This window comes from Paraburkholderia sp. HD33-4 (assembly GCF_021390635.1).
In the GTDB taxonomy this organism is placed as follows: domain Bacteria; phylum Pseudomonadota; class Gammaproteobacteria; order Burkholderiales; family Burkholderiaceae; genus Paraburkholderia.
This window is the reverse complement of sequence record NZ_JAJEJS010000001.1, coordinates 3252801-3275921: the sequence shown is the minus strand read 5'-3', so window position 1 is coordinate 3275921 and position 23121 is coordinate 3252801. Positions and strand designations below refer to the sequence as shown.

The window sequence follows — 23121 nt, the reverse complement described above, 5'->3', positions numbered from 1 at the left end:
GCCTGACCACGGGTGACGAGTCAGTTCACGACGCCGGCTTCGCCGGCGCTTTCCCCCACGCCGGCAACATTGGGCAGCGCGGCCCAGCGGATTGCGCTGCGTCGTTCGGTCGCAATGCGTGCCGCGCTGGGGGCGTTCGTGCTGATTGTGACGTTAGCCGTCTATACCTGTCTCGCGCCGCGGTTGGGCGCGTGGCAGACCGCTCCGTTGACGCTCGCCGTCGCAGCGCTGCTCGCGCTGTGCGCGGCGAGGCATGAGGCGGCGCAACCCGTCGCGCTGCATGTCGGGATCGGCGAGATTTCCGCCTGGAACCACGCGGGCGTGTTGCTCGCACGAGGCCGCGTGGTCGGGTGCGCGCAGTGGAGCGGCCGCTTGCTGGTGCTTGCGATCGAGCCCGAGGGTGGTCAAAGGCGCGGCCGCATGCGCTCCCTGCTGCTCACCGCCGACGCGTCGCCGCCCACCGTTTTCCGCGAACTTTCCGTGCTGGGCCGGCGTGCAGCCGGCGCCTGACTGTAACGACTGTAACCGCTGTTACCGTAGTAACGTGCCCTCAAGAGGGGGACGCTACAATGGTCCCCCGCCATGCGCCCTATAGTTAACGGATTTATCAGGTGAGCGAAAAAGAAATTGATCAGGTGCTGGTCGAGCGCGTTCAGAAGGGCGACAAGGCCGCGTTCGAGCTTCTGGTCTCCAAATACCACCGCAAGATTCTCCGGCTGATCTCGCGTCTCGTGCGGGACCCCGCCGAAGTCGAAGACGTCGCGCAGGACGCTTTTATCAAGGCGTATCGCGCGTTGCCGCAGTTTCGCGGCGAGTCGGCGTTTTATACGTGGTTGTACCGGATTGCGGTCAATACCGCGAAGAACTACCTTGCCACCCAGGGCCGGCGCGCGCCGACCTCGACCGAAGCGGATGCTGAAGAAGCTGAAACTTTCTCCGACGCCGACCAACTAAGGGATATCAACACGCCTGAGTCGATGTTGATGAGCAAGCAGATCGCCGAAACGGTCAATGCTGCGATGGCGGTTTTACCGGAAGAATTGCGCACCGCCATTACTCTTCGAGAAATTGAGGGTTTGAGCTACGAGGAAATCGCTGAGATGATGGGTTGTCCAATTGGTACAGTCAGATCACGAATTTTCCGCGCTCGCGAAGCCATTGCGGCAAAATTGCGACCGTTGCTTGACACACCCGAAGGCAAGCGCTGGTAGACGTTTCTGAGCGTCCAGCCGGCTTGGCGGGGCAGCGGTGCAATATCTGGATTAGTGGTGTCACTACGGGATATTTGGAAGATGGGGAGCATCATGGGGTCGGTCTCGATGCAGTCGCAAGCGAGCTCGCACGGCGAGCGTCTGTCCGCTTTCGTCGACGGTGAACTGTTCGGCGAAGAGCATCTGAATCTGGACAAGTTTCTTGCGGAGCTGGACGGCGATGATCGCGCCGCCTGGTCGAGCTACCACCTGATCGGCGACGCGCTGCGTTCCGATGATCTGGCAGTCAGTCCCGCACGGAGCAGCGCTTTTCTGAGCGGCTTTGCCGCGCGTCTCGAAAGCGAGCCGCATGTGCTTGCGCCAGCAGCCGCGTCCGCGTCGGTCACGCGCCGCCTGCTCGGGCTGCGTCGACGGGTGGTGCCGGCTTTTGCCGTCGCTGCCGCCGCCGCAACGTTGACCTGGATCGTCGTGCCGCAGCTGCAGGGCGTGCCGGGTGGTCCGGGTGCCCAGCTCGCTTCGCTCCAATCGCACGGCGATACGGTGCAGCGTGTCGCCATGGCTTCGGTGCCCGCGCAAGACGCCAACATCATTCGCGACGCGAGCCTCGATCAATACCTCGAAGCTCATCAGCAGTTCGCGCAACAACCGGTGATGGCAGGCTCGATGCCGGTCATTCGCGCTGCCTCAGTCTCCACGCAGGGCCAATAGTTTGATGCAGACTCCGCGGTTCAATAAAACGACTATCTGGGGGCGGTTGCCAGCATTTCTGTTCTGTGCAGCCGTGCTGTTGTCCGCCACACCGCGGGTCTTCGCACAAGACGATCCGGCCGTCGTCCGTCGCACGGCCGCGGCACTGCTCGACCGCATCCACGAGGCTGCCCAGCAGCAGAATTACGAGGGCGCGTTCGTCTATCAGCGCGGCAATTTCGTGCAGACGTCGCACATCGCGCACTACTCCACCCATGCGGACGGCGAGTTCGAGCAGCTCGAGAGCCTCGACGGCAAGCCGCGCAAAATGCTGCGGCATAACGACGACATGTACACGTTCGTGCCCGAGCGGCGTATCGTAGTCTTCGAAAAGCGGCAGAACAAAGACTCGTTCCCTGCGCTGCTGGCCGTGAACGGCGAGCAGGTACTGTCCGTCTACGAGCCGAAAATGCTTGGCGACGACCGCGTCGCGGGCGTCGACAGTGTGGTGATGGAACTCGATCCCAAAGACTCGTATCGCTTTGCGTACAAGCTATGGGCCGACAAAAAAACCGGTCTGCTGCTGCGCGCTCAGACTCTCGACCCGAGCGGCCAGGTACTCGAGCAGCTGTCGTTTTCGCAGGTTCGCATCGGTGTTCCGGTCGACAAGACGGGCATTGTCAACGGCATTCGCAATCTCGCGGGCTGGACCGTCGTGCGTCCGCCCGTCGAGCCGGTCGACATGGCCGCGCAGGGTTGGCAGATCACGCCGTCGGTTCCGGGCTTCCACATGATTCGCCAGTTGCGCCGCCCGATGGCGTCGCGCGAGACGGGGCAGCCGCCGATCCCGGTCGATCAGGCCGTGTTTTCCGACGGCCTCGCGGCGATTTCGGTGTTCGTCGAGCCGGTCGAGAACAATACGCGCAAGGAGGGCACGGGCGATAGCGGCGCAACGCACGTACTGGTCAAGCGTCAGGGCGACTTCTGGATTACCCTGCTCGGTGAGGTGCCCCAAACCACATTGCAGCAGTTCGCGTCTGCCATAGAATACAAAGCTCCGAAGTAACCCTTCCGAATCCTGAAATCCCTCGGCTTGCTACGATATGACGACTTTCTCGGTGCGCAAATTCCTCGCGGCCGTAGTGGTGGCGGCGTGTTTGCCGCTTGTGCCGCATATGGCATCGGCGGCTCCCGCTGCCAATCTGCCCGACTTTACTGACCTCGTCGACAAGGTCGGCCCGGCGGTCGTCAACATTCGCACGACAACACGCGTGTCGAACGGTAGTTCTCGCGGCGGCCTGCCGCCGGGTATGGACGACGGCGACATGTCGGAGTTCTTCCGGCGTTTCTTCGGGATTCCGATGCCGCAGTCGCCGCAATCGCCGCACGGGGGCGATAACGGCGGTGGGGGTGGAGGTGGTGGCGGCGGTAGTGGCGGCAGCCCGGATTCACCGGACAACACCGACGCCGAACAGAACAGCGGGGTAGGCTCGGGCTTCATCCTGTCGGCTGATGGCTACGTGATGACCAATGCGCACGTCGTCGACGACGCGGACACGATCTACGTGACGCTGACCGACAAACGCGAATTCAAGGCGAAGCTGATCGGTGTCGACGACCGAACCGACGTCGCGGTCGTGAAAATCAACGCGTCGAATCTGCCGACCATCACGATCGGCGATTCGAACAAGGTGCGCGTCGGCGAATGGGTCGTCGCGATCGGTTCTCCATTCGGTCTCGAAAACACCGTAACGGCCGGTATCGTCAGCGCGAAGGGGCGCGACACCGGCGACTACCTGCCGTTCATCCAGACCGACGTCGCCGTCAATCCCGGCAACTCGGGCGGTCCGCTGATCAACATGCAGGGCGAAGTGATCGGCATCAATTCACAGATCTATAGCCGCACCGGCGGTTTCATGGGCATTTCGTTCGCGATTCCGATCGACGAAGCGATGCGCGTGGCCGACCAGCTGAAGAGTTCGGGCAAGGTGGTGCGCGGCCGCATCGCGGTGGCGATCGGCGAAGTGACGAAGGACGTCGCCGATTCGCTCGGTTTGCCGAAGGCGCAGGGCGCGCTCGTCAGCAGCGTCGAGCCGGGCGGCCCGGCCGACAAGGCCGGCGTGCAGCCGGGCGACATCATCCTGAAGTTCAACGGTCATTCGGTCGACACCGCGACGGACCTGCCGCGCATGGTCGGCGATACGAAGCCGGGCACGAAGACATCGATCACGATCTGGCGCAAGGGTCAAACGCGCGATCTGTCGATCACGATCGCCGAAATGCAGCCGGATAAGGTCGCGAAGGCGGATCAGAAGAAACCGCAGCCGCCGAAGCAGCGCGCGACTAACGCGCTCGGCATCGCGGTCAGCGACATTCCCGCCGATCAGCAGAAAGCGCTGAAGATTCAGAACGGCGTGCAGATCGACGCGGTCGACGGTCCGGCCGCGCGTGTCGGGCTTCAAAAGGGCGACATTATCCTGCGGGTCGGGGATACGGATGTGACGAGCGCGAAGCAGTTCGACGAAGTGACGTCGCACCTCGATTCGCAGAAGATGGTCGCGTTGCTGGTTCGTCGCGGCGACAACACGCAGTTTGTGCCGATCCGCCCGCGCAGCGCGCAGAAATGACGAAGACGGCATCGCTCACGCTTTATGGGCGCGCGTGGTGCCATCTGTGCGAGGACATGCGCGCCGCGCTCGAGCCGTTGCTGGCCGAGTTCGGCGTGCAACTGACGGTGATCGACGTCGACAGCGATTCGTCGCTCGAAGCACGTTACAACGAGTTGGTACCGGTGCTGGTTTGCGATGGCGTCGAGTTGTGCCACTACCATCTCGACGAAACGCGCGTGCGGGCGGCATTGGCCGCGCATGCATCGCGTGTAGCGGCGGCATCCTGATACGTATCCGCGCAATCCAGGCGTGATTTTGCGGTGGTTCACCGCAACGCACGCGGTAAATTCTCGCATCCTCTAGGCCGTGTTTCTGGCCGCACTTAGCAAGATGCGCCGGCCGATGGCCTTTTCGGCTAAAATAGATAGGATTTTCACCTACTTACAAGGCGTGCTCCGCTATTGTCCGGGCGCGCCTTTTCGCTTGATCGGCACTGAATGGATCATATTCGTAACTTCTCGATCATTGCGCACATCGACCATGGCAAGTCGACGCTCGCCGATCGCATCATCCAGATTTGTGGCGGTCTGTCCGACCGCGAGATGGAAGCCCAGGTGCTCGACTCGATGGATCTCGAGCGTGAGCGCGGTATTACCATCAAGGCGCAGACCGCCGCGTTGTCATATCGCGCGCGCGACGGGCAGGTCTACAACCTGAACATGATCGACACACCGGGGCACGTCGACTTCTCGTACGAAGTCAGCCGCTCGCTGTCCGCGTGCGAAGGCGCGCTGCTCGTCGTCGACGCGAGCCAGGGCGTGGAGGCGCAAACCGTCGCCAATTGCTACACGGCCATCGAACTCGGCGTCGAAGTGGTGCCGGTGCTGAACAAGATCGATCTGCCGGCGGCGAACCCCGAAAACGCGATCGCCGAGATCGAGGACGTGATCGGCATCGACGCGACCGACGCGACGCACTGCAGCGCGAAGACCGGCCTCGGCGTCGAAGACGTGCTCGAAGCGCTGATCGCGAAAGTGCCGCCGCCGAAGGGCGATCCGGAAGCACCGCTGCAGGCGCTGATCATCGACTCGTGGTTCGACAACTACGTCGGCGTCGTGATGCTCGTGCGCATCGTCAACGGCACGCTGCGTCCGAAGGACAAGATCCGGCTGATGGCAACCGGCGCGCAGTATCCGGTCGAACATATCGGCGTGTTCACGCCGAAATCGAAGAATCTCGAATCGCTGTCGGCGGGGCAGGTGGGCTTCATCATCGCCGGCATCAAGGAACTCGCCGCGGCGAAGGTCGGCGACACGGTTACGCTGGTGAGCCAGCCGGCGGCCGCGCCGCTGCCGGGCTTCAAGGAAGTGAAGCCGCAGGTGTTCGCGGGCCTCTATCCAGTCGAAGCGAACCAGTACGACGCGCTGCGCGACTCGCTCGAAAAGCTCAAGCTGAACGACGCGTCGCTGCAGTACGAACCGGAAGTGTCGCAGGCGCTCGGCTTCGGTTTCCGCTGCGGCTTCCTCGGTCTGTTGCACATGGAAATCGTGCAGGAACGTCTCGAACGTGAGTTCGACATGGACCTGATCACGACGGCGCCGACCGTGGTCTACGAAGTCCTGCAGCGCGACGGCACGACCCTGATGGTCGAGAATCCGGCCAAGATGCCGGAGCCACCGAAGATCGAGGAAGTGCGCGAGCCGATCGTTACCGTGAACCTGTACATGCCGCAAGACTACGTCGGCGCGGTGATCACGTTGTGTACGCAGAAGCGCGGCAACCAGATCAACATGCAGTATCACGGTCGTCAGGTCCAGCTCACGTACGAAATCCCGATGGGCGAGGTCGTGCTCGATTTCTTCGACCGTCTGAAGTCGATTTCGCGCGGTTATGCATCGATGGATTACGAGTTCAAGGAATATCGCGCCTCCGACGTCGTGAAGGTCGACATGCTGATCAACGGCGACAAGGTCGATGCGCTGTCGGTTATCGTGCATCGCTCGCAAAGCCAGTACCGCGGCCGCGAAGTGGCAGCGAAAATGCGCGAGCTGATTCCGCGTCAGATGTACGACGTAGCGGTTCAGGCCACGATCGGTTCGAACATTATTGCGCGCGAAAACATTAAAGCGTTGCGTAAGAACGTGCTGGCAAAATGCTACGGCGGTGATATTACGCGGAAGAAGAAGCTGCTGGAAAAGCAGAAGGCAGGCAAGAAGCGAATGAAGCAGGTGGGCTCGGTCGAAATCCCGCAAGAGGCTTTCCTCGCTATTCTGCGTGTCGAAGACAAATAAGTTGAATAACGGAACCCTATGAATTTTGCGCTGATTCTTTTTGTGCTCGTCGTTTTGACGGGTGTCGCATGGGTCGCGGACAAACTGGTTTTCCTGCCGAAGCGGCGCCGCGATGCGGAAGCCGCGGTTGCCGAATTCGATCGTCAGCAGGCACGCATCGGCGAGCGTTTCGCCGATGAAAACGCCGCGCAAACGCGCGCGCGTCTGCGTGACGACAAGCTGCGTCAGCCGTGGTGGCTCGAATATACGGCGAGCTTTTTCCCGGTGATTCTGGTGGTGTTCGTCGTGCGCTCGTTCGTGGTCGAGCCGTTCAAGATCCCGTCGGGCTCCATGGTGCCGACGCTGGTGGTGGGCGACTTCATCCTCGTCAACAAATTCGAATACGGTCTTCGTTTGCCGATCACTAACACGAAGATCACGCAGGGCCGTCCGGTCCAGCGCGGCGACGTGGTGGTGTTCCGTTATCCGAAGGACGAATCGGTCGATTACATCAAGCGCGTGATCGGCCTGCCGGGCGACGTGATCGAGTATCAGGACAAGAAGCTCACGATCAATGGCAAGCCGGTGGCCGAAACGCCGCTGCCCGATTATCTCGACGAAGAGCGACTCGGTTATGCGAAGCAGTTCCAGGAAGATATCGACGGCCGCAAGAACGCGATTCTGAATAACCCGGCGGTGCCGCCGTTCATCGTTGGTGCGGAAGATTATCCCTATCGCGACAACTGCCAGTACAACGCGCGCGGCGTGATCTGCAAAGTGCCGCCGGGCAATTTCTTCATGATGGGCGATAACCGCGACAACAGCGCAGATAGCCGGTACTGGGGTTTTGCGCCTGAACGCAATATCGTCGGTCGCGCATTTTTCATCTGGATGAACTTCAGCGATCTGCGACGCATCGGCTCTTTCCAGTGAGTCGCAAGCATTGATCGCTGCATGAGCGCTGCATGAGCGCTTCACACACGCCGCGCGAATAACCGGCACCCGGTTATCTCGGTCGCGGCGTGTTGTCATGCTACTTTAAGAACTCGCGGTAACGTCGCCTCACCACGCTTTTTCCGCTGGCGCCCCGCGTTTCCGCCGGGTCAGGCGCCCGCGTTATACTCTGCCCATGCCCCTATCTCCGTTGGAAAGCCGTTTGCGCTACGAATTTCGCAATGCGGAATTGCTGCGCCAGGCTTTAACACACCGCAGTCATAGCTCCACGCACAACGAACGGCTCGAGTTTCTCGGCGATTCCGTTCTGAATTGCGCGGTGGCTGCGCTTTTGTTCCAACGTTTCGGCAAACTCGACGAAGGCGACCTGTCGCGCGTGCGCGCCAATCTGGTCAAACAGCAGTCCCTCTACGAGATTGCTCAGGCACTCAATATTTCGGAGGGCCTGCGCCTCGGCGAGGGCGAGTTGCGTAGCGGCGGCTTCCGCCGGCCGTCGATCCTCGCGGATACGCTAGAAGCGGTGCTCGGTGCGATCTTCCTCGACGGTGGCTTCGAGGCTGCCCAAACGGTCATCAAGCGCCTTTACGTGCCGATCCTCGATCATATCGACCCGCGTACGCTCGGCAAGGACGCGAAGACGCTGCTGCAGGAATATCTGCAGGGTCACAAGATTGCGTTGCCCACCTATACGGTCGTCGCCACCCATGGTGCGGCGCACAATCAGCAGTTCGAAGTCGAATGCACGGTGCCAAAGCTGGACGTCAAGGTGTCCGGCTCGGGCGCGAGCCGACGCGCGGCGGAGCAGGCGGCCGCAAAGAAAGCGCTCGACGAAGTGATGGCCGCGGCGCCCGCAGTGGTCGCGAAGTCGAAGCGTTCGAAGGGTGCGCGCGCCGCGAAAAACGCCGAGCAGGAAATCGTGCCGGGCGTGACCGGCGTGCAGGCCGCACTGGATTTGCGCACACCGGATCGCAAGGCGGCGCCGCGCGGCGAAGGGCGAGCGACCGCCGCGGCGGAAGCCCATCCGGACAGGTCCGCGGTGGACAAATCAGCCGCTGAAAGACCCGCAACCGAGCGTGCCGCGCCGGGTGCGGCCGGGGCGCCGCTGGCCATGATCCGTGCCGCGCATGTGGAGTACAGCGGACAGGACAGGCCGGAACGCGCCGAGAAGCCCGACAAGGCGGAGAGGGCCGACAAGGTTTCGGTCCACGCGGGCGAGAAACCTGTCGACAAGCCGGCCGAAAAACCCGCAGCGGACAAACCCCCCGACCTCAAGACCGACGCACCGTCACACGCTCGCGGCGCTGAGCGTCAGCGCAGCCGCGAAACCGCGCCGGGCACCGCCGCATCGAGCGTAACCGCCGCGTCCGTGCCGGTTGTGCCGCCGGCTCAGGCCCCTGCCGAACACGAACCCGGCGTCGCCGACGCGGTGCACACGCGCGTCGCCGATGCTGGCCATTGATTGCCATCGGCGCGTGCTTCGCGCGTGCCGAACCGAACCTGCCGTAGTCCGAATATGAACGCTCCCACTCCCACTGGTTTTCGCTGCGGCATGGTCGCGATCGTCGGCCGCCCGAATGTCGGCAAGTCCACGCTGATGAACGCGCTGGTCGGCCAGAAAGTCAGCATCACATCGCGCAAGGCGCAGACCACGCGCCATCGCATTACCGGCATCAATACGCTCGAAGATGCCCAGTACATCTTCGTCGACACGCCCGGTTTCCAGACCAAACATAGCGGCGCGCTGAACCGCTCGCTGAATCGCGCCGTCACGTCGACGCTGACCTCGGTCGACGCGATCCTGTTCGTCATCGAGGCGGGCCGCTTCGGCCCTGACGACCAGAGGGTGCTCGACCTGATCCCGCCGAAGGCGCCGACGCTGCTGATCGCGAACAAGCTCGATCGTGTGTCGGATAAAGACTCGCTGTTCCCGTTCATGCAGCAGATGAGCACGCTGCGCGAGTTCAACGAGATCGTGCCTCTGTCGGCGAAAAATACCGACGACATCAAGCGTTTGATGGCGACCATCAAGCCGTTCCTGCCGGAAGGCGCGCCGATCTACGGCGAGGACGACCTGACCGATCGCAGCGAGCGCTTTCTCGCCGCCGAAATCCTGCGCGAGAAAGTCTTCCGCTGGACCGGCGACGAACTGCCGTACACCAGCACCGTGCTGATCGACAAGTTCGAAACCGAAGGGCGGCTGCGCCGTATCTTCGCGACGATTCTCGTCGATCGCGACATGCACAAGGCGATGATCATCGGCCAGAAGGGCGCGAAGCTGAAGCAGATCAGTACCGAGGCGCGCCTCGACATGGCGAAGCTGTTCGACGGGCCGGTGTACCTGGAAACCTTCGTCAAGGTGAAGAGCGGCTGGGCCGACAACGAAGCCGGGCTTCGTGCGTATGGGTACGAATGACGCGTGGATGACGCTGAATTCAGACGAGGTTCCGGACCAACCGGAGCACGAGCCGTCGCGGCCCTCGCGTAGCGCGAGGAAATCCTCGGCCCCTGCAAAAACCGCGAAAAGTGCGCCCGCCGACGACGGCGAGCCACGCAAGACGCCGGCGCGTCGCTCGCCGCGCGCCTCTACATCCGACTACCGGATCGCCGAGCAGCCGGCGTTCGTGCTGCATAGCTACCCGTATCGCGAGACCAGCCTGATCATCGACGTGCTGTCGCGCGATCACGGCCGTCTCGCGCTCGTCGCAAAGGGCGCCAAGCGCCCACACTCCGCGCTGCGCGGTGTGCTGCAAACCTTCCAGCCGCTGTCGCTCGCCTGGTCGGGCAAGTCCGAAATGCGCACGCTGACCGGCGCTGAGTGGGTCGGCGGGATGCTGCCGCTGACCGGCGACGCGCTCTTGTGCGGCTTCTACGTCAACGAATTGCTGGTGCGCTTCTGCGCGCGCGAGGACCCGCATCCGCAGTTGTTCCATCACTACGTCGTCACGCTCACGCGGCTCGCGCACGATGAGCCGCCGGTGCAGGTGCTGCGCTCATTCGAACGCGTGCTGCTGCGCGAGACCGGGTACGCGATGGCGCTCGATCGCACGGTCGCCCGCAAAGCGGTGCTCGCCGACGGCCGCTACGTGTTCGATCCCGAGCGCGGCGTGCGCGAGGCATCGGAGGAATGGCCCGCGCAGTGGCCGGTGGTGTCGGGACAAACCTTGCTCGATATGGAAAAGGACGATTACCATCGAGCGCAGACCGTCGCGCAAAGCAAAACGCTGATGCGCTTCCTGCTCAACACCTATCTCGGCGGCGCGCCGCTTGCGACCCGCCAGATCCTGATCGACCTGCAGAACTTATGAGCTTCTTCCTGACTTCGCCGACCGTGATCGACCTCGGCGTGAACATCGACCACGTCGCCACGCTGCGCAACGCGCGCGGCACGTCCTATCCCGATCCGATCCGCGCCGCACTGATGGCCGAAGAAGCGGGCGCCGACGCGATCACGCTGCATCTGCGCGAGGACCGTCGGCATATCGTCGACGCCGACGTCCACAAGCTGCGACCGCTGCTGAAAACGCGCATGAATCTCGAATGTGCGGTCACGCCTGAAATGCTCGACATCGCGTGCGAAGTGCAACCGCATGACGTGTGCCTCGTGCCGGAAAAGCGTGAGGAACTGACGACCGAAGGCGGCCTCGACGTCGCCGGACAGTTCGAGGCGGTGCGCGCCGCGTGCAAGCAACTGGCGGACGCGAACTCGCGCGTGTCGCTCTTCATCGACCCCGACGAAACGCAGATTCGCGCCGCACACGAAGCCGGTGCGCCGGTGATCGAGTTGCACACCGGCCGTTATGCAGAAGCGCACGATCCCGCGGAGCAGCAGCGCGAATACGAGCGCATCGTGCGCGCGGTCGAATTCGGCGCGACGCTCGGCCTCAAAGTGAACGCGGGCCACGGTCTGCACTACACGAACGTGCAGCAGATCGCGGCGATCGACGGCATCGTCGAACTCAACATCGGCCATGCGATCGTCGCGCACGCGATCTTCGCGGGCTGGGACAACGCGGTGCGCGAGATGAAGGCGATCATGGTCGCCGCGCGTCTCGGCGCGCGCGCGTAACGCAATCTCGCGACGGACGCACGCATGGCAATCTACGGCATCGGCACCGACATCGTTCAGGTGAGCCGCGTAGCGGCGGTGATGACTCGCACCAACGGCCGTTTCGCCGAGAAGGTGCTCGGCCCCGACGAACTACGCGTCTACCACGCGCGCCAGGCCCGTTCGGCGGCGCGCGGCCTCGCGTTTCTCGCGACGCGCTTCTCGGCGAAAGAGGCGTTCTCGAAGGCGATCGGCCTCGGCATGCACTGGCCGATGACCTGGCGCGCGCTGCAGACGCTGAACCGGCCGAGCGGCGAGCCGATGGTGGTCGCCTCCGGCGAGCTGGCCGACTGGCTCGCCGCGCGCCGCATCACGGCGCGCGTGACGATCAGCGACGAACGCGACTACGCGGTGTCGTTCGTGATCGCCGAGACGCAGCGGGAGGGCGAGGCGCAAGCCTCGTCTGGCGCGTCGGCGTCGCGGGCTTCGTCCGCTCAGTCCGCCACCGAATAAAAACGTTGAACGCGACCGCAGGCGGTCGCGTTTGTCTTTGCCTCAGGCTCCTTTCCAGCGGAATTCGATGAAAACCACACCCGGACCGGTGATGCTCGATGTGACCGGCAAAACGCTGAACCGCGACGACAAAAGGCGTCTCGCTCACCCGATGACCGGCGGCGTGATCCTGTTCGCGCGCCACTACGAGAGCCGCGCGCAACTGGTAGCGCTGACCGATGCAATCCGCGCGATCCGCCCGGATTTGCTGATCGCCGTCGATCACGAAGGCGGCCGCGTGCAGCGCTTTCGCACCGACGGCTTCACGGTGCTGCCGTCGATGGGCAAGCTCGGCGCGCTGTGGGACCAGGACGTGCTGCATGCGACCAAGGTGACGACCGCGGTCGGCTATATCCTCGCCGCGGAGTTGCGCGCGTGCGGTATCGACATGAGCTTCACGCCGGTGCTCGACCTCGATTACGGGCACTCGCAGGTGATTGGCGATCGCGCGTTCCATCGCGATCCGCGCGTGGTCGCGCTGCTCGCGAAGAATCTGAATCACGGTCTGGCGTTGGCCGGCATGAGCAATTGCGGCAAGCATTTCCCCGGGCATGGTTTCGCGCAGGCGGATTCGCACGTCGCGATGCCTGTCGACGAACGCCCGCTCGACGAGATCCTCGGCAACGATGTCGCGCCGTACGATTGGCTCGGTCTGTCGCTTGGCGCGGTGTTGCCCGCGCACGTCGTGTATCCACAGGTCGACTTGAAGCCGGCCGGCTTCTCGCGCATCTGGTTGCAGGACATCCTGCGCGGCAAGCTCGGCTTCGAAGGCGCGATCTTCAGCGACGATCTGTCGATGGAAGCCGCGCGCCAGGGCGGCACGCTGACCGAAGGCGCGCAAGCCGCCCTGGAAGCCGGCTGCGACATGGTGCTGATCTGCAACCAGCCGGACGAAGCGGAGAAGGTGCTCGACGCGCTGCGCGTCACACCGTCGAAGGAATCGCGGCGGCGGCTGAAGCGCATGCGGCCGCGCGGCGAGGCGCTCACGTGGAGCAAGCTGATGGCCGAGCCACGGTACGCCCAAGCGCAGAGGCTGGTGCGCAGTACGTTCGCCTAAACGGAAATGGCGCCTTGAAGCAATTCAAGGCGCCATTTTTTATCGGCTCCGAACGGTGCGAACGCCCGTCGAGTTTCGACAGGCATGCGCGGCACGCGCGATTCGATTTCTCAGTTCAGGCGCATACGCTGCAACTTGTTGTACAGCGTCTTCGGGCTGATTCCCAGCAACGATGCCGCGCGATGCCGCGTGCCGCCGACGGCGTCGAGCGTCGCGCGAATCAGCATTTCTTCGACGTCCGCGAGCGGCGTGCCGACCGTGACCTGCACGCGGCTGCCATTCAGATCGCGGCCGTTGGCCGTGCCAGACTCGTCGGCGCGCAACGACTCGATCACATCGCCTGAGGCCTGATAGGCGCGCCGCACGCGTTCCTGCAGCTCTCGCACGTTGCCCGGCCAGTCGTACGCGAGGCATTCGCGCAGGAAGTTCGGCCCCGCCTGCTTCGTGACTTCGGAGGTGCCGCGCGCGGTCGCTTCCACATTCAGTTCGTCGATGACTGCCTGCGCGATCAGCACCGGATCCTCGCCGCGCTCGCGCAGCGGCGGCAGCATGACCGCGGCGGCCTCGAGGCGCAGCGCGAGTTCCTGATGCAGCGAGCCGTCCGCGACCGCCGCCCGCGGCGGCATGCGCGTCGACGCGATCAGCCGGAAGTCGGTGACGATCTGGTTGGTGCCGCCCACGCGCATGAAGGTCTGCGAATCGAGCGCGCGCAACAGCGCTTCCTGTTGCGGGCGCGGCAACTCGGTGATTTCGTCGATGAACAGCGTGCCGCCGCTCGCCTGTTCGAAGAGGCCCGGCTCGCGCTGCTCGGCGCCGCCGAACGCGCCGCGTTCGTGGCCGAACAGCATGCTGTCGAGCGAGCGATTGAGGCCGCCGGCCGTCGCGCCGCGGCAATCGAAGGTGACGAATGGGCCTTTGCGGCGGCGACTCATGTCGTGCAGCGTACGCGCGGCGATCTGCTTGCCGGTGCCGGCCTCGCCGGAGATCAGCACCGCGGCTTCGGTCGGCGCGAGACGCTCGATCGTGTCGTACACGTGCTGAATGGCGCCGCTGCGGCCGAGCATCGAACCGAAGTGTCCAAGCTGACGTAGCGACGCGCGCAACGCCTGGACTTCCTCGGTCAGCTCATAAGGCCGCGGAATGCGCGCGAGCAGGCTGCGCAGACGCGGGATGTTGACCGGCTTCAGCAGATAGTCCCAGATGCCGTGCCGCAAGCCCTCGATCGCGCTCTCGACCGTCGCATTGCCGGTCATCACGATCACCGGAAGCGCACCGCCTGGCGGATGCGCGGGCAGATGCTGCAACAGGTCGAGGCCGCTGCCGTCCGGCAGATTCAGGTCGACGAGCACGACATCGGGGATGAAGCGCGTCAATGCGCCGCGGGCCTCGGCGAGGGTGGTCGCGGTGTCGACTGAAAAGCCGTCGGCGGCGAGGATTGCCGACAGACCGGACAGGCTATTGGGATCGTCTTCAACAATCAGAGCGTGTGGCATGGCGAGCGCAATTTTATGAATGGGTTGAATGCCCGGCGCGCCGCCAACGCTGATGGCGCGGACGCGGGCTCTGGGGGCTCGATGACAGGGCTAAACGAACGGTCCTTGGGCGGTGGAAAAACGACAGCCGCCGGCACTGCGCCTTGAGTCGCGCGAGCCGGCGCCTGTAGTTCCTTCACCGGTCCTGTCAGAAATCCCGGTTGCTATCGAAAAACCGGCGCACTTCGAGTTCCGCCTGTTCACGGGTTTTGCCATAGCGTTCCTGAATCAGACCAGCGAGCTTATCGGCCCGGCCTTCGGCCTTGATCAACTGGTCGTCCGTCAGTTCGCCCCATGCGGCTTTTGCCTTGCCGACCATCTGTTTCCATTTGCCTTCAGCGATGTCGTTGTTCATGGTGCCTCTCTCCCAGGATGGAAAATGAGCGGTAATCGCGTAACTCTCTCCATCAAGCAGGGATCGTGCCAAAGACTTTGGATGAAATGGATCAAGGGCTTGCCGCACGCGCGACGCGAAATTGGGATGTCGCGATGGCAATTTTGAGAAATTTGCCGGTAAAGTTTTCCTAAACCATACACGGCGCGACAGAAAAGAAAAAGCGCCCAACAAAATTGAGCGCTTTCTGTGCAGGCCGGCAGAGCGCCGGCGCAGGCGGGGTGACGCGGACGGCGCTTAGGCGCGGCTGCGGTATTCGTGCGTACGCGTGTCGATTTCGATCTTGTCGCCGATGTTGCAGAAGAGCGGCACTTGCAGTTCGAAGCCGGTGTTCAGCTTGGCGTTCTTCAGCACCTTGCCCGACGACGTGTCGCCCTTGACTGCCGGTTCCGTGTAGATGATTTCGCGAACCAGCGTGGTCGGCAGTTCGACCGAGATTGCCTTCTCGTTGTAGAACACGACTTCGCAAGCCATGCCGTCTTCGAGGTAGTGCATCGCATCGCCCATCATTTCGGCTTCGACTTCGTACTGGTTGTAGTCGGCGTCCATGAACACATACATCGGGTCGGCGAAGTACGAATACGTCACTTCCTTGCGCTCGAGCACGACGACGTCGAACTTGTCGTCCGCCTTGTACACGGTTTCCATGCCTGCGCCGGACAGCAGGTTCTTGAACTTCATCTTGACGACGGCGGAGTTACGGCCCGATTTGTTGTATTCGGCCTTTTGCACGACCATTGCGTCTGCGCCGATCATCACGACGTTGCCGGTGCGGAGTTCCTGTGCGGTCTTCATAAAACTGTCCTGTACGAGATAAATAGCTTAACTGTTGCTCAACGGCATAGGCGCCAAGCGGCTTCGGCGTTTCGCCCACCGTCTGCCGCGCGCCGCTTGAAGCGGCCACAGCCCGGATGCGTGAAACGGGACCGGCTCGCAGCGAAGACCCGAGGTGTGATACCCCGGCGTTTTCGCCTGTCCGTTACCTGATTTTTACCCTGTTCGGGCGTGTACACGAGTGGCGCCGATCTGCAATACGCCCAAACATACGTCCCTTTTTTGACATTCGCGTGCCCGACCAGAAGATTGGGATGCGTGCCGTGTTTTTCGAGGGGACCGGTCAGACGGGCTGACCACGGGGTTGTTGCTCGAATCGGGCCGCGCTTGCGTCGTCGGCCGTTGGATAACCGCTTATTTTAACTGAGTTTTTGCGAACGAGGTCAGATTTCCGGCGAGATCGCCGACTCGCGAGAGTTCGACCGCCCAGGCGACGGCGCGCTGCTTCAGGGCCGCATAGTGGCGCTGGAATTCCGCCCAGTCCGGCTGACCCGCGCCGTTCCACGCGTGCCAGAAGCGCTCGAGCGCGGCACGCGCGTCCGCGGGCAGCGTGCGGGTGTAGTGCGCGAGCGCGGCGTCCAGCTTTGGCAGATGGGCGTCGTCGGCCTGCGGGTAGATGTGCCAGACGAACGGCTTCGCGGCCCACTGCGCGCGCACGAACGAGTCCTCGCCGCGTACGAAATTGACGTCGCTCGCCCATAGCAGCGCGTCGTAGCAAGGCTGTTCGGTGAATGCGAGCGCGTGCGCGGTGAGGTTGCCGCGCGTCGCGTAGGTGCCCGCTGCAAACGACGGTAGGCCGAAAAAGCGCGCGAGTGCGCCGGAAATGCGTCCTTCGGGCACCAGCAGCACGATCGGGCTTGCGCTATCGCGCCATTGTTCGAGCAGGCTGTCGACCGCCGGGTTTTCATAGGCGAACAGCGACACGACGGTCGCGTCGGCGGGCGGCGGCGGGTGGCCGGTGGCGTTGCGCCACCAGTCGGTGCGCGCGGCCGGCGAGCCTTCGAATGCGGCGCGCGCGGCGTCGAGATCGCGCTCTTTCAGAACGCCACCAGTGCTGGGGCCGAGACCGGGAAAAAAGAAGGTCTTGCTGAGCGCGTAGCGCGGGTGAGGCGACGGCCGCAAATGAAAATCGGCGATCCAGTCCTCGGCGCTCAGATATTCGAGGTTGAGCCACAACGGCGCGCGCGCGCGTCCGGCCATTGCCGCGATATAGACGGGCGGCAGCTCGCAGGCAAACGCCTCGATCACGACATCGGCGACTTCGAGCGTATCGCCCGCATGGGACGGCTCGTGCCAATGCTCGATGACGATGTCGTCGATCGTTTGCCGCGCACGCTCGAGCGCGAGCGACGGGCACAGCCTCCTGAACGCATGCAGATCGTCGACGAACACGCGCACCTGCCAGCCGTGCTCGCGCGCGAGTTGGCGCGCGAGGCGCCAGCACACGCCGATGTCGCCGAAGTTGTCGATCACCGCGCAGAAGATATCGCAGGCGGTCGGGTTGGCAGGGACGGCGGGTGATCCGGAATCGGGTGCGACGGAGGACATGGCGGCTCGGCTGGCTCGGTGACTCCGTCGACGCGGAGCGGGTTCGAACGAACGCGGAATGTTCTAAACTGGCGATTCTAGTGCGACACGCACGCTCGTGTCCGGGTAGCCCCAACGTAAGGGGCATCGACTAGCGGCAAAGGAGGCGTCTAGATGAGCCAAACCAGTCGCGAAGATATCACGCGGAGCATCGGGAAGGGACGCGAGTCCCTCGACGCAACTGCTCAGAAGTGGGGTATCTCTTTGTAGCGAAGCGAGAGCCGGTAGAGGTCTGCCGGGTCTCGTCCGTACGAGTCTCGGTGAAGCACATTCTCCGAGAGCTCGCATTGTATTGACCTGATTACCGTCAGGTCCCGCTCAGTCAGCGGCTTCATCTCCGCCGACTGGGCGGAGTGATGTATGCAATTCCTGCGCCGTCATCGGCAACGGATTCGCGAACCGATACGAGCGTAAAGCTCGGCATGTCATTGTTTGGCCTCGTCAGCTGCTCGGCGAGGATAGTGAACCTGCTGTACGACCAGCAGTAGCCTAGGAAGACATGCGTCACTGGCAACGGTGGGGTGTGAAGCTCTTCTGACAATGTAGCCCCCGGATGTTTCGGGCAGGCCGCTCCCGTGAGGGATTGGTCTGGACACTCCTAGCAGCAATGGGGTCGAGGAGCTAGGCTGGCTGATAGGGTTAACGTATGTGAACTGCTGATAAACCTCGTTACCAGTAAGGAGCCAAAGCTGCTTGAACATCGGGCTCTAACCAAAAGGTACGTGGCTGGTTAGCCCACTTAGAATTTGGGCTACGTCGTTGTCAAGCCACCGGGGGATAGGCGGAACCTACGTCAGTCGTGTGACATGCCGGGAACGTGGTAAGCCTGTATGGTTGCCAGCCGTCGTTTGGCTGGCAGGCGAACCGTAAGGGACGCTGTTGATTGTGCAGGTATGGGAGGACGGAAAAAGCGAATGTCGGGCTGTAATGGCCCGGATAGGAGTTGAGACATTACTCCACGCGAAAGCGGGCAGACTTCCGTCTGGTCTACCGTCGCAGGGCGGCTGACTACCCTCTGTAACTTGGTTAGGTACGAGTGCATGCGCTCGTACTGAGGTGTTTGTCCGAGATGGGGGCGCATGCGCTCCTATTGAGGTGTCTGTTGTTCCCCAGAGGGGTGTATCTGCCCCTCTGGGGGAGATGCGCCTTCTACCTGGGGACTTCTTCCAAGTAGGAGAGCAGCATGAAAGTATCTGGTCGAAAGACCGGGTCTGCGCTTTCCCATGCGCCGGACAACTGGAACGCCGTCGATTGGCGTCGGGTTGAACGGAACGTGAGAGGGATGCAGATTCGAATTGCGAAGGCGACGCGGGAAAGTGACTGGCGCAGGGTGAAAGCGCTGCAACGGATGCTGACTCGCACGTTGTCCGCGAAGCTGTATGCGGTACGACGTGTTACGCAGAACCAGGGTGCGCGAACGGCAGGAGTCGATCGCGAACTGTGGGACTCGCCTGAGAGCCGGTGGGAGGCCATCGGCGGGTTGAAGCGGCGCGGATACAGGCCTCTGCCATTACGGAGAGTCTTTATCCCCAAAGCCAATGGAAAGGAGCGCCCACTGGGCATCCCGACCATGCGGGACAGGGCGATGCAGGCCCTGTATCTGCTGGCGTTGGAGCCGGTGTCGGAATCGACGAGCGACCCGAACTCTTATGGGTTCAGGATAAACCGTTCGACGGCTGATGCTATGGGACAGGTACGCGCTTGCACGTCCCGGAAGGATTCGTCCCGATGGGTACTGGAAGCGGATATCAAAGGCTGCTTTGACCACATCAACCACGACTGGCTGGAAAACCGTGTCCCCATGGACAGGGAAATTCTCCGGAAGTGGTTGAAGGCTGGCCTGATTTACAAGGGCCAGCTACAGGCGACTGAGGCCGGTACGCCGCAGGGAGGGATCATCTCCCCGACGCTGGCGAATGTGACGCTGAACGGGCTGGAGCGAGAACTGGTTGCGCACCTCGGTGCGAAATTCGGGATCGTGAAGGCCAAGAAGTTGAAGGTCAATGTGGTGCGATACGCGGATGACTTCGTGATTACCGGCGACTCGCGAGAGCTGCTGGAAAGCGTCGTCAGGCCTTGGGTGGAAGCGTTCCTCGCTGTTCGAGGCTTGCAACTGTCAGAGGCAAAAACGCGCGTCACTCACATTGATGACGGCTTCGATTTCCTTGGGTGGAATTTCCGGAAGTACTCGGGAAAACTGCTCATCAAGCCGAGTAAGAAAAACGCGCAAGCGTTCTATCGCAAGGTGGCGGAAACGATCAGCGGCAACAAAACGGCAAAGCAGGGGGATCTGATCCAACTGCTGAACCCGATGTTGCGCGGATGGGCGCAGTATCACCGTCCGGTCTCGGCCAAGCAGACGTACAGCCGCATGGATCATCTGATTTTTCGGAAGCTCTGGCGGTGGTCGAAGCGGAGGCACCCGCAAAAGAGCGCTGTGTGGGTGAAACAGAAGTATTTTCACTCTCTCGGTGCCCGGCACTGGGTGTTTGCGGTTCGCACGGAACGTGAAGACGGCAGTTGGGGGCTGAATGAGCTATACCAGCTTAGCGGTATGGTTATCAAACGGCACACGAGGATCAAGGGCGAGTTCAATCCTTTTGATCCGACATGGGAGCAATATGGCGAAACCTTGCGGCAGGGGCGCATGTGGGAACAAATGCGCTACCGAAAGCAGTGGGCGACGCTGTATATGTCACAAAGCGGGCTATGCGCGCATTGTGGCTGTGCGCTAACGGATGAAACGGGCTGGCACGACCATCATCTGGAATATCGGATGCATGGTGGTACTGACGCTCTGTCCAACCGGGTGCTGCTCCACCCGGCCTGCCACCAGCAAGTGCATGCTGGTAAGCTGGTTGTAACTAAGCCGGTTCGGTCATAGACAGGACTTTGTTTGTAGATTTGAGCCGTATGCGGGGACAACTCGCACGTACGGTTCTCGGGGGGCCCGGCTTTCGCAAGAAAGTCGGGCTACCCGACAAGCCTCGCTAGCGATCGCGCGCGCCATTTGCCCGACGCGCGGGCCCCATGGCGTGGCACATGGCGCGACGCGCGACACGACCTCCGGTACACGACGCCGGGCACCAGACGGTGCAATCGGTGCAAGCGACGAGGCAGCACGAGACAGTCCCACCCCAATCGATCCCGCATGACCGAACCCGAAGCAACCGACGCCCCCGACACCTTCGAGCCGAAAAAAGTGCTCGCCCAACTGCCGCATCTGCCCGGCGTCTACCGCTATTACGACACGAGTGGCGCGGTGCTCTACGTCGGCAAGGCGCGCGATCTGAAGAAGCGCGTATCGAGCTACTTCACGAAGACGCAACTGTCGCCGCGTATCGCGATGATGGTCACGCGCATCGCGCGCATCGAGACGACGGTCACGCGTTCCGAGGCCGAGGCACTGCTGCTCGAAAACAATCTGATCAAGGCGCTCACGCCGCGGTACAACATCCTGTTTCGCGACGACAAGTCGTATCCCTATCTGAAACTGACCGGCCACAAGTTTCCGCGCATGGCCTATTACCGCGGCTCGGTCGATCGGAAGAACCAGTACTTCGGTCCGTTCCCGAGCGCGTGGGCGGTGCGCGAGAGCATCCAGATCCTGCAGCGCGTGTTCCAGCTGCGCACCTGCGAAGACTCGGTGTTCAACAACCGCACGCGGCCGTGTCTGCTGCATCAGATCGGCCGTTGCACGGCGCCGTGCGTCGCGAACATCAGCGAGGAGGATTACGCGCGCGACGTCGCCAACGCGTCGCGCTTTCTGCTCGGCCGCCAGGGCGAGGTGATGAAGGAACTCGAGCAGAAGATGCATGCGTTCGCGAGCGAGCTGAAGTTCGAGCAGGCCGCGGCGGTGCGCAACCAGATGAGCTCGCTGTCGACGGTGCTGCATCAGCAGGCGATCGAAGTCGGCAGCGATAGCGACGTCGACATTCTCGCGGTGGTCGCGCTCGGCGGTCGCGTGTGCGTGAATCTCGCTATGGTGCGCGGTGGCCGGCATCTCGGCGACAAGGCGTACTTCCCCACGCACGTGGAGAGCGCGTTGACGGCGGAGGAAGGCGGGCTCGAAGAAGACGGCGAGCTGGACGACGCATCGGCGGATACACGTGAGCTTGCGCCGTCGGCCGAAGCGGCGAGCGCCACGGCCGATGCTTTGGCGATCGCGCAGGACATGCCGTCGGAACACGAAGATGCCGGTGACGAAGACGCGCTCGACGAGGCGGTCGCCGCGACCGCGGACATCGTCAGCGACGAAGACGCCGATGGGAACACGGAATCCGCCCCGGCGGCGAAACGGCGCAAAGGCCGCGCGCCCGGCGCCATCGAATCCGAAGTGCTCGAAGCGTTCGTCGCGCAGCATTACCTCGGCAATCGTGTGCCGCCGGTGCTGGTGGTCAGCCACGCGCCGGCGCGAGAACTCGTCGACGTGCTGATCGAGCAGGCGGGCCACAAGGTGAGTGTGCTGCGTCAACCGCAAGGACAGCGGCGCGCATGGCTCGCGATGGCCGAGCAGAACGCGCGGCTCGCGCTCGCGCGGCTGCTCTCGGAGCAGGGCTCGCAGCAGGCGCGCACGCGCGCGCTGACCGACACGCTGAGTATGGAGTGCGACGACCTCGCGCATCTGCGCATCGAATGCTTCGACATCAGTCACACGATGGGCGAGGCGACGCAGGCGTCGTGCGTCGTCTATCACCATCACAAGATGCAGTCGTCCGAGTATCGCCGCTACAACATCACCGGCATCACGCCCGGCGACGATTATGCGGCGATGCGCCAGGTGCTCACGCGCCGCTACGAGAAGATGGTCGCGCAAGCGGCCGCGAATGCCAGCGACGAAGCCGCCGAGTCGCAAAGCGACGCGGCCGCCGATCCCTCGCTCGCCGCCGATGCCGCCGAGCCGGCCGCGGCCGGCGGCATGCTGCCGACCATCGTGCTGATCGACGGCGGCAAGGGGCAGGTGGAGATCGCGCGGCAGGTGTTTACGGAGCTGGGGCTCGATACCGGCATGCTAGTCGGCGTCGCGAAGGGCGAGGGGCGCAAGGTCGGCCTCGAGACGCTGATTTTCGCGGACGGCCGTACGCCGCTCGAACTCGGCAAGGAAAGCGCCGCGCTGATGCTGGTCGCGCAGATCCGCGACGAGGCGCACCGCTTCGCGATCACCGGCATGCGCGCCAAACGCGGCAAGACGCGGCAGACTTCGCGGCTCGAAGAACTCGAAGGCGTTGGGGCTAAGCGGCGGCAGCGTCTGCTGGCGCGCTTTGGCGGCTTGCGCGGGGTGGTGGCCGCGAGCGTCGAGGATCTCGCGAGCGTCGAAGGCATTTCGCAGGCGCTCGCCGAGCAGATCTATCGGCAACTGCATTGAATTGGCGGACCGCGTCGAGCTGTT

The 23121-nt window shown here is 63.0% G+C and carries 20 protein-coding genes; 16 read left to right on the top strand and 4 right to left on the bottom strand.

Annotated elements, in window-relative coordinates; genetic code table 11:
- Window positions 1–12 precede the first annotated feature (12 nt).
- The 14 genes from L0U84_RS14490 (at window position 13) to nagZ (ending at window position 13385) form a co-directional block, all read left to right on the top strand.
- Window positions 13–510, top strand: a complete 498-nt coding sequence (locus L0U84_RS14490; protein WP_326491176.1) for a hypothetical protein — start codon at window positions 13–15, stop codon at window positions 508–510.
- 101 nt (window positions 511–611) lie between these two features.
- Window positions 612–1211: an RNA polymerase sigma factor RpoE gene (rpoE, locus tag L0U84_RS14485; protein ID WP_006051939.1), complete on the top strand. Its 600-nt coding sequence runs from the start codon at window positions 612–614 to the stop codon at window positions 1209–1211.
- 93 nt (window positions 1212–1304) lie between these two features.
- Complete coding sequence (locus tag L0U84_RS14480; protein WP_129958178.1) at window positions 1305–1919, top strand: sigma-E factor negative regulatory protein; 615 nt, start codon at window positions 1305–1307, stop codon at window positions 1917–1919.
- 4 nt (window positions 1920–1923) lie between these two features.
- Window positions 1924–2964 (top strand): MucB/RseB C-terminal domain-containing protein, encoded by a 1041-nt coding sequence (locus L0U84_RS14475; RefSeq protein ID WP_233850729.1) that lies wholly within the window; start codon window positions 1924–1926, stop codon window positions 2962–2964.
- A gap of 37 nt (window positions 2965–3001) precedes the next feature.
- Window positions 3002–4525 (top strand): DegQ family serine endoprotease, encoded by a 1524-nt coding sequence (locus L0U84_RS14470; protein WP_233850728.1) that lies wholly within the window; start codon window positions 3002–3004, stop codon window positions 4523–4525.
- Window positions 4522–4794, top strand: coding sequence for a glutaredoxin family protein (locus L0U84_RS14465; RefSeq protein ID WP_233850727.1), 273 nt, complete (start codon window positions 4522–4524; stop codon window positions 4792–4794). The genes L0U84_RS14470 and L0U84_RS14465 overlap by 4 nt, the downstream gene beginning before the upstream one ends.
- 210 nt (window positions 4795–5004) lie before the next feature.
- Window positions 5005–6798, top strand: a complete 1794-nt coding sequence (gene lepA, locus L0U84_RS14460; protein WP_233850726.1) for a translation elongation factor 4 — start codon at window positions 5005–5007, stop codon at window positions 6796–6798.
- 18 nt (window positions 6799–6816) lie between these two features.
- The gene (lepB, locus tag L0U84_RS14455) at window positions 6817–7710 is read left to right on the top strand and encodes a signal peptidase I (protein ID WP_233850724.1); all 894 of its coding nucleotides are present in this window, start codon (window positions 6817–6819) and stop codon (window positions 7708–7710) included.
- Between the two features lie 196 nt (window positions 7711–7906).
- Window positions 7907–9190, top strand: coding sequence for a ribonuclease III (rnc, locus tag L0U84_RS14450; RefSeq protein ID WP_233850722.1), 1284 nt, complete (start codon window positions 7907–7909; stop codon window positions 9188–9190).
- Window positions 9191–9244: 54 nt separating this feature from the next.
- A complete protein-coding gene (era, locus tag L0U84_RS14445) occupies window positions 9245–10144 on the top strand; it encodes a GTPase Era (RefSeq protein ID WP_233850720.1) in 900 nt (299 codons plus the stop codon).
- A complete protein-coding gene (gene recO, locus L0U84_RS14440) occupies window positions 10131–11036 on the top strand; it encodes a DNA repair protein RecO (protein ID WP_233850718.1) in 906 nt (301 codons plus the stop codon). Before era ends, recO begins: the two co-directional genes overlap by 14 nt.
- Window positions 11033–11797 (top strand): pyridoxine 5'-phosphate synthase, encoded by a 765-nt coding sequence (gene pdxJ / locus L0U84_RS14435; RefSeq protein WP_233850716.1) that lies wholly within the window; start codon window positions 11033–11035, stop codon window positions 11795–11797. Before recO ends, pdxJ begins: the two co-directional genes overlap by 4 nt.
- Before the next feature lie 24 nt (window positions 11798–11821).
- The gene (acpS, locus tag L0U84_RS14430) at window positions 11822–12289 is read left to right on the top strand and encodes a holo-ACP synthase (RefSeq protein WP_233850714.1); all 468 of its coding nucleotides are present in this window, start codon (window positions 11822–11824) and stop codon (window positions 12287–12289) included.
- 67 nt (window positions 12290–12356) lie between these two features.
- Window positions 12357–13385 carry a beta-N-acetylhexosaminidase gene (gene nagZ, locus L0U84_RS14425; protein WP_233850712.1) on the top strand — a complete coding sequence of 343 codons (1029 nt, stop codon included), beginning with the start codon at window positions 12357–12359 and terminating at the stop codon, window positions 13383–13385.
- A gap of 110 nt (window positions 13386–13495) precedes the next feature.
- Here the strand turns inward: nagZ and L0U84_RS14420 are convergent, their stop codons facing one another.
- From L0U84_RS14420 to earP, 4 genes are all read right to left on the bottom strand, one after another.
- Entirely contained in the window at window positions 13496–14878 is a 1383-nt protein-coding gene (locus tag L0U84_RS14420; protein ID WP_233850711.1) for a sigma-54-dependent transcriptional regulator, read from the bottom strand.
- A gap of 187 nt (window positions 14879–15065) precedes the next feature.
- Window positions 15066–15272, bottom strand: coding sequence for a CsbD family protein (locus L0U84_RS14415; protein WP_233850709.1), 207 nt, complete (start codon window positions 15270–15272; stop codon window positions 15066–15068).
- 276 nt (window positions 15273–15548) lie between these two features.
- Complete coding sequence (efp, locus tag L0U84_RS14410; RefSeq protein WP_233850707.1) at window positions 15549–16106, bottom strand: elongation factor P; 558 nt, start codon at window positions 16104–16106, stop codon at window positions 15549–15551.
- Window positions 16107–16499: 393 nt separating this feature from the next.
- Window positions 16500–17693, bottom strand: coding sequence for an elongation factor P maturation arginine rhamnosyltransferase EarP (gene earP, locus L0U84_RS14405; RefSeq protein ID WP_233850705.1), 1194 nt, complete (start codon window positions 17691–17693; stop codon window positions 16500–16502).
- A gap of 1222 nt (window positions 17694–18915) precedes the next feature.
- Here earP and ltrA point away from each other — a divergent pair.
- The gene (gene ltrA / locus L0U84_RS14400) at window positions 18916–20616 is read left to right on the top strand and encodes a group II intron reverse transcriptase/maturase (protein ID WP_233850703.1); all 1701 of its coding nucleotides are present in this window, start codon (window positions 18916–18918) and stop codon (window positions 20614–20616) included.
- Window positions 20617–20883: 267 nt separating this feature from the next.
- Window positions 20884–23097 carry an excinuclease ABC subunit UvrC gene (uvrC, locus tag L0U84_RS14395; protein WP_233850701.1) on the top strand — a complete coding sequence of 738 codons (2214 nt, stop codon included), beginning with the start codon at window positions 20884–20886 and terminating at the stop codon, window positions 23095–23097.
- The last annotated feature ends 24 nt before the right edge of the window (window positions 23098–23121 follow it).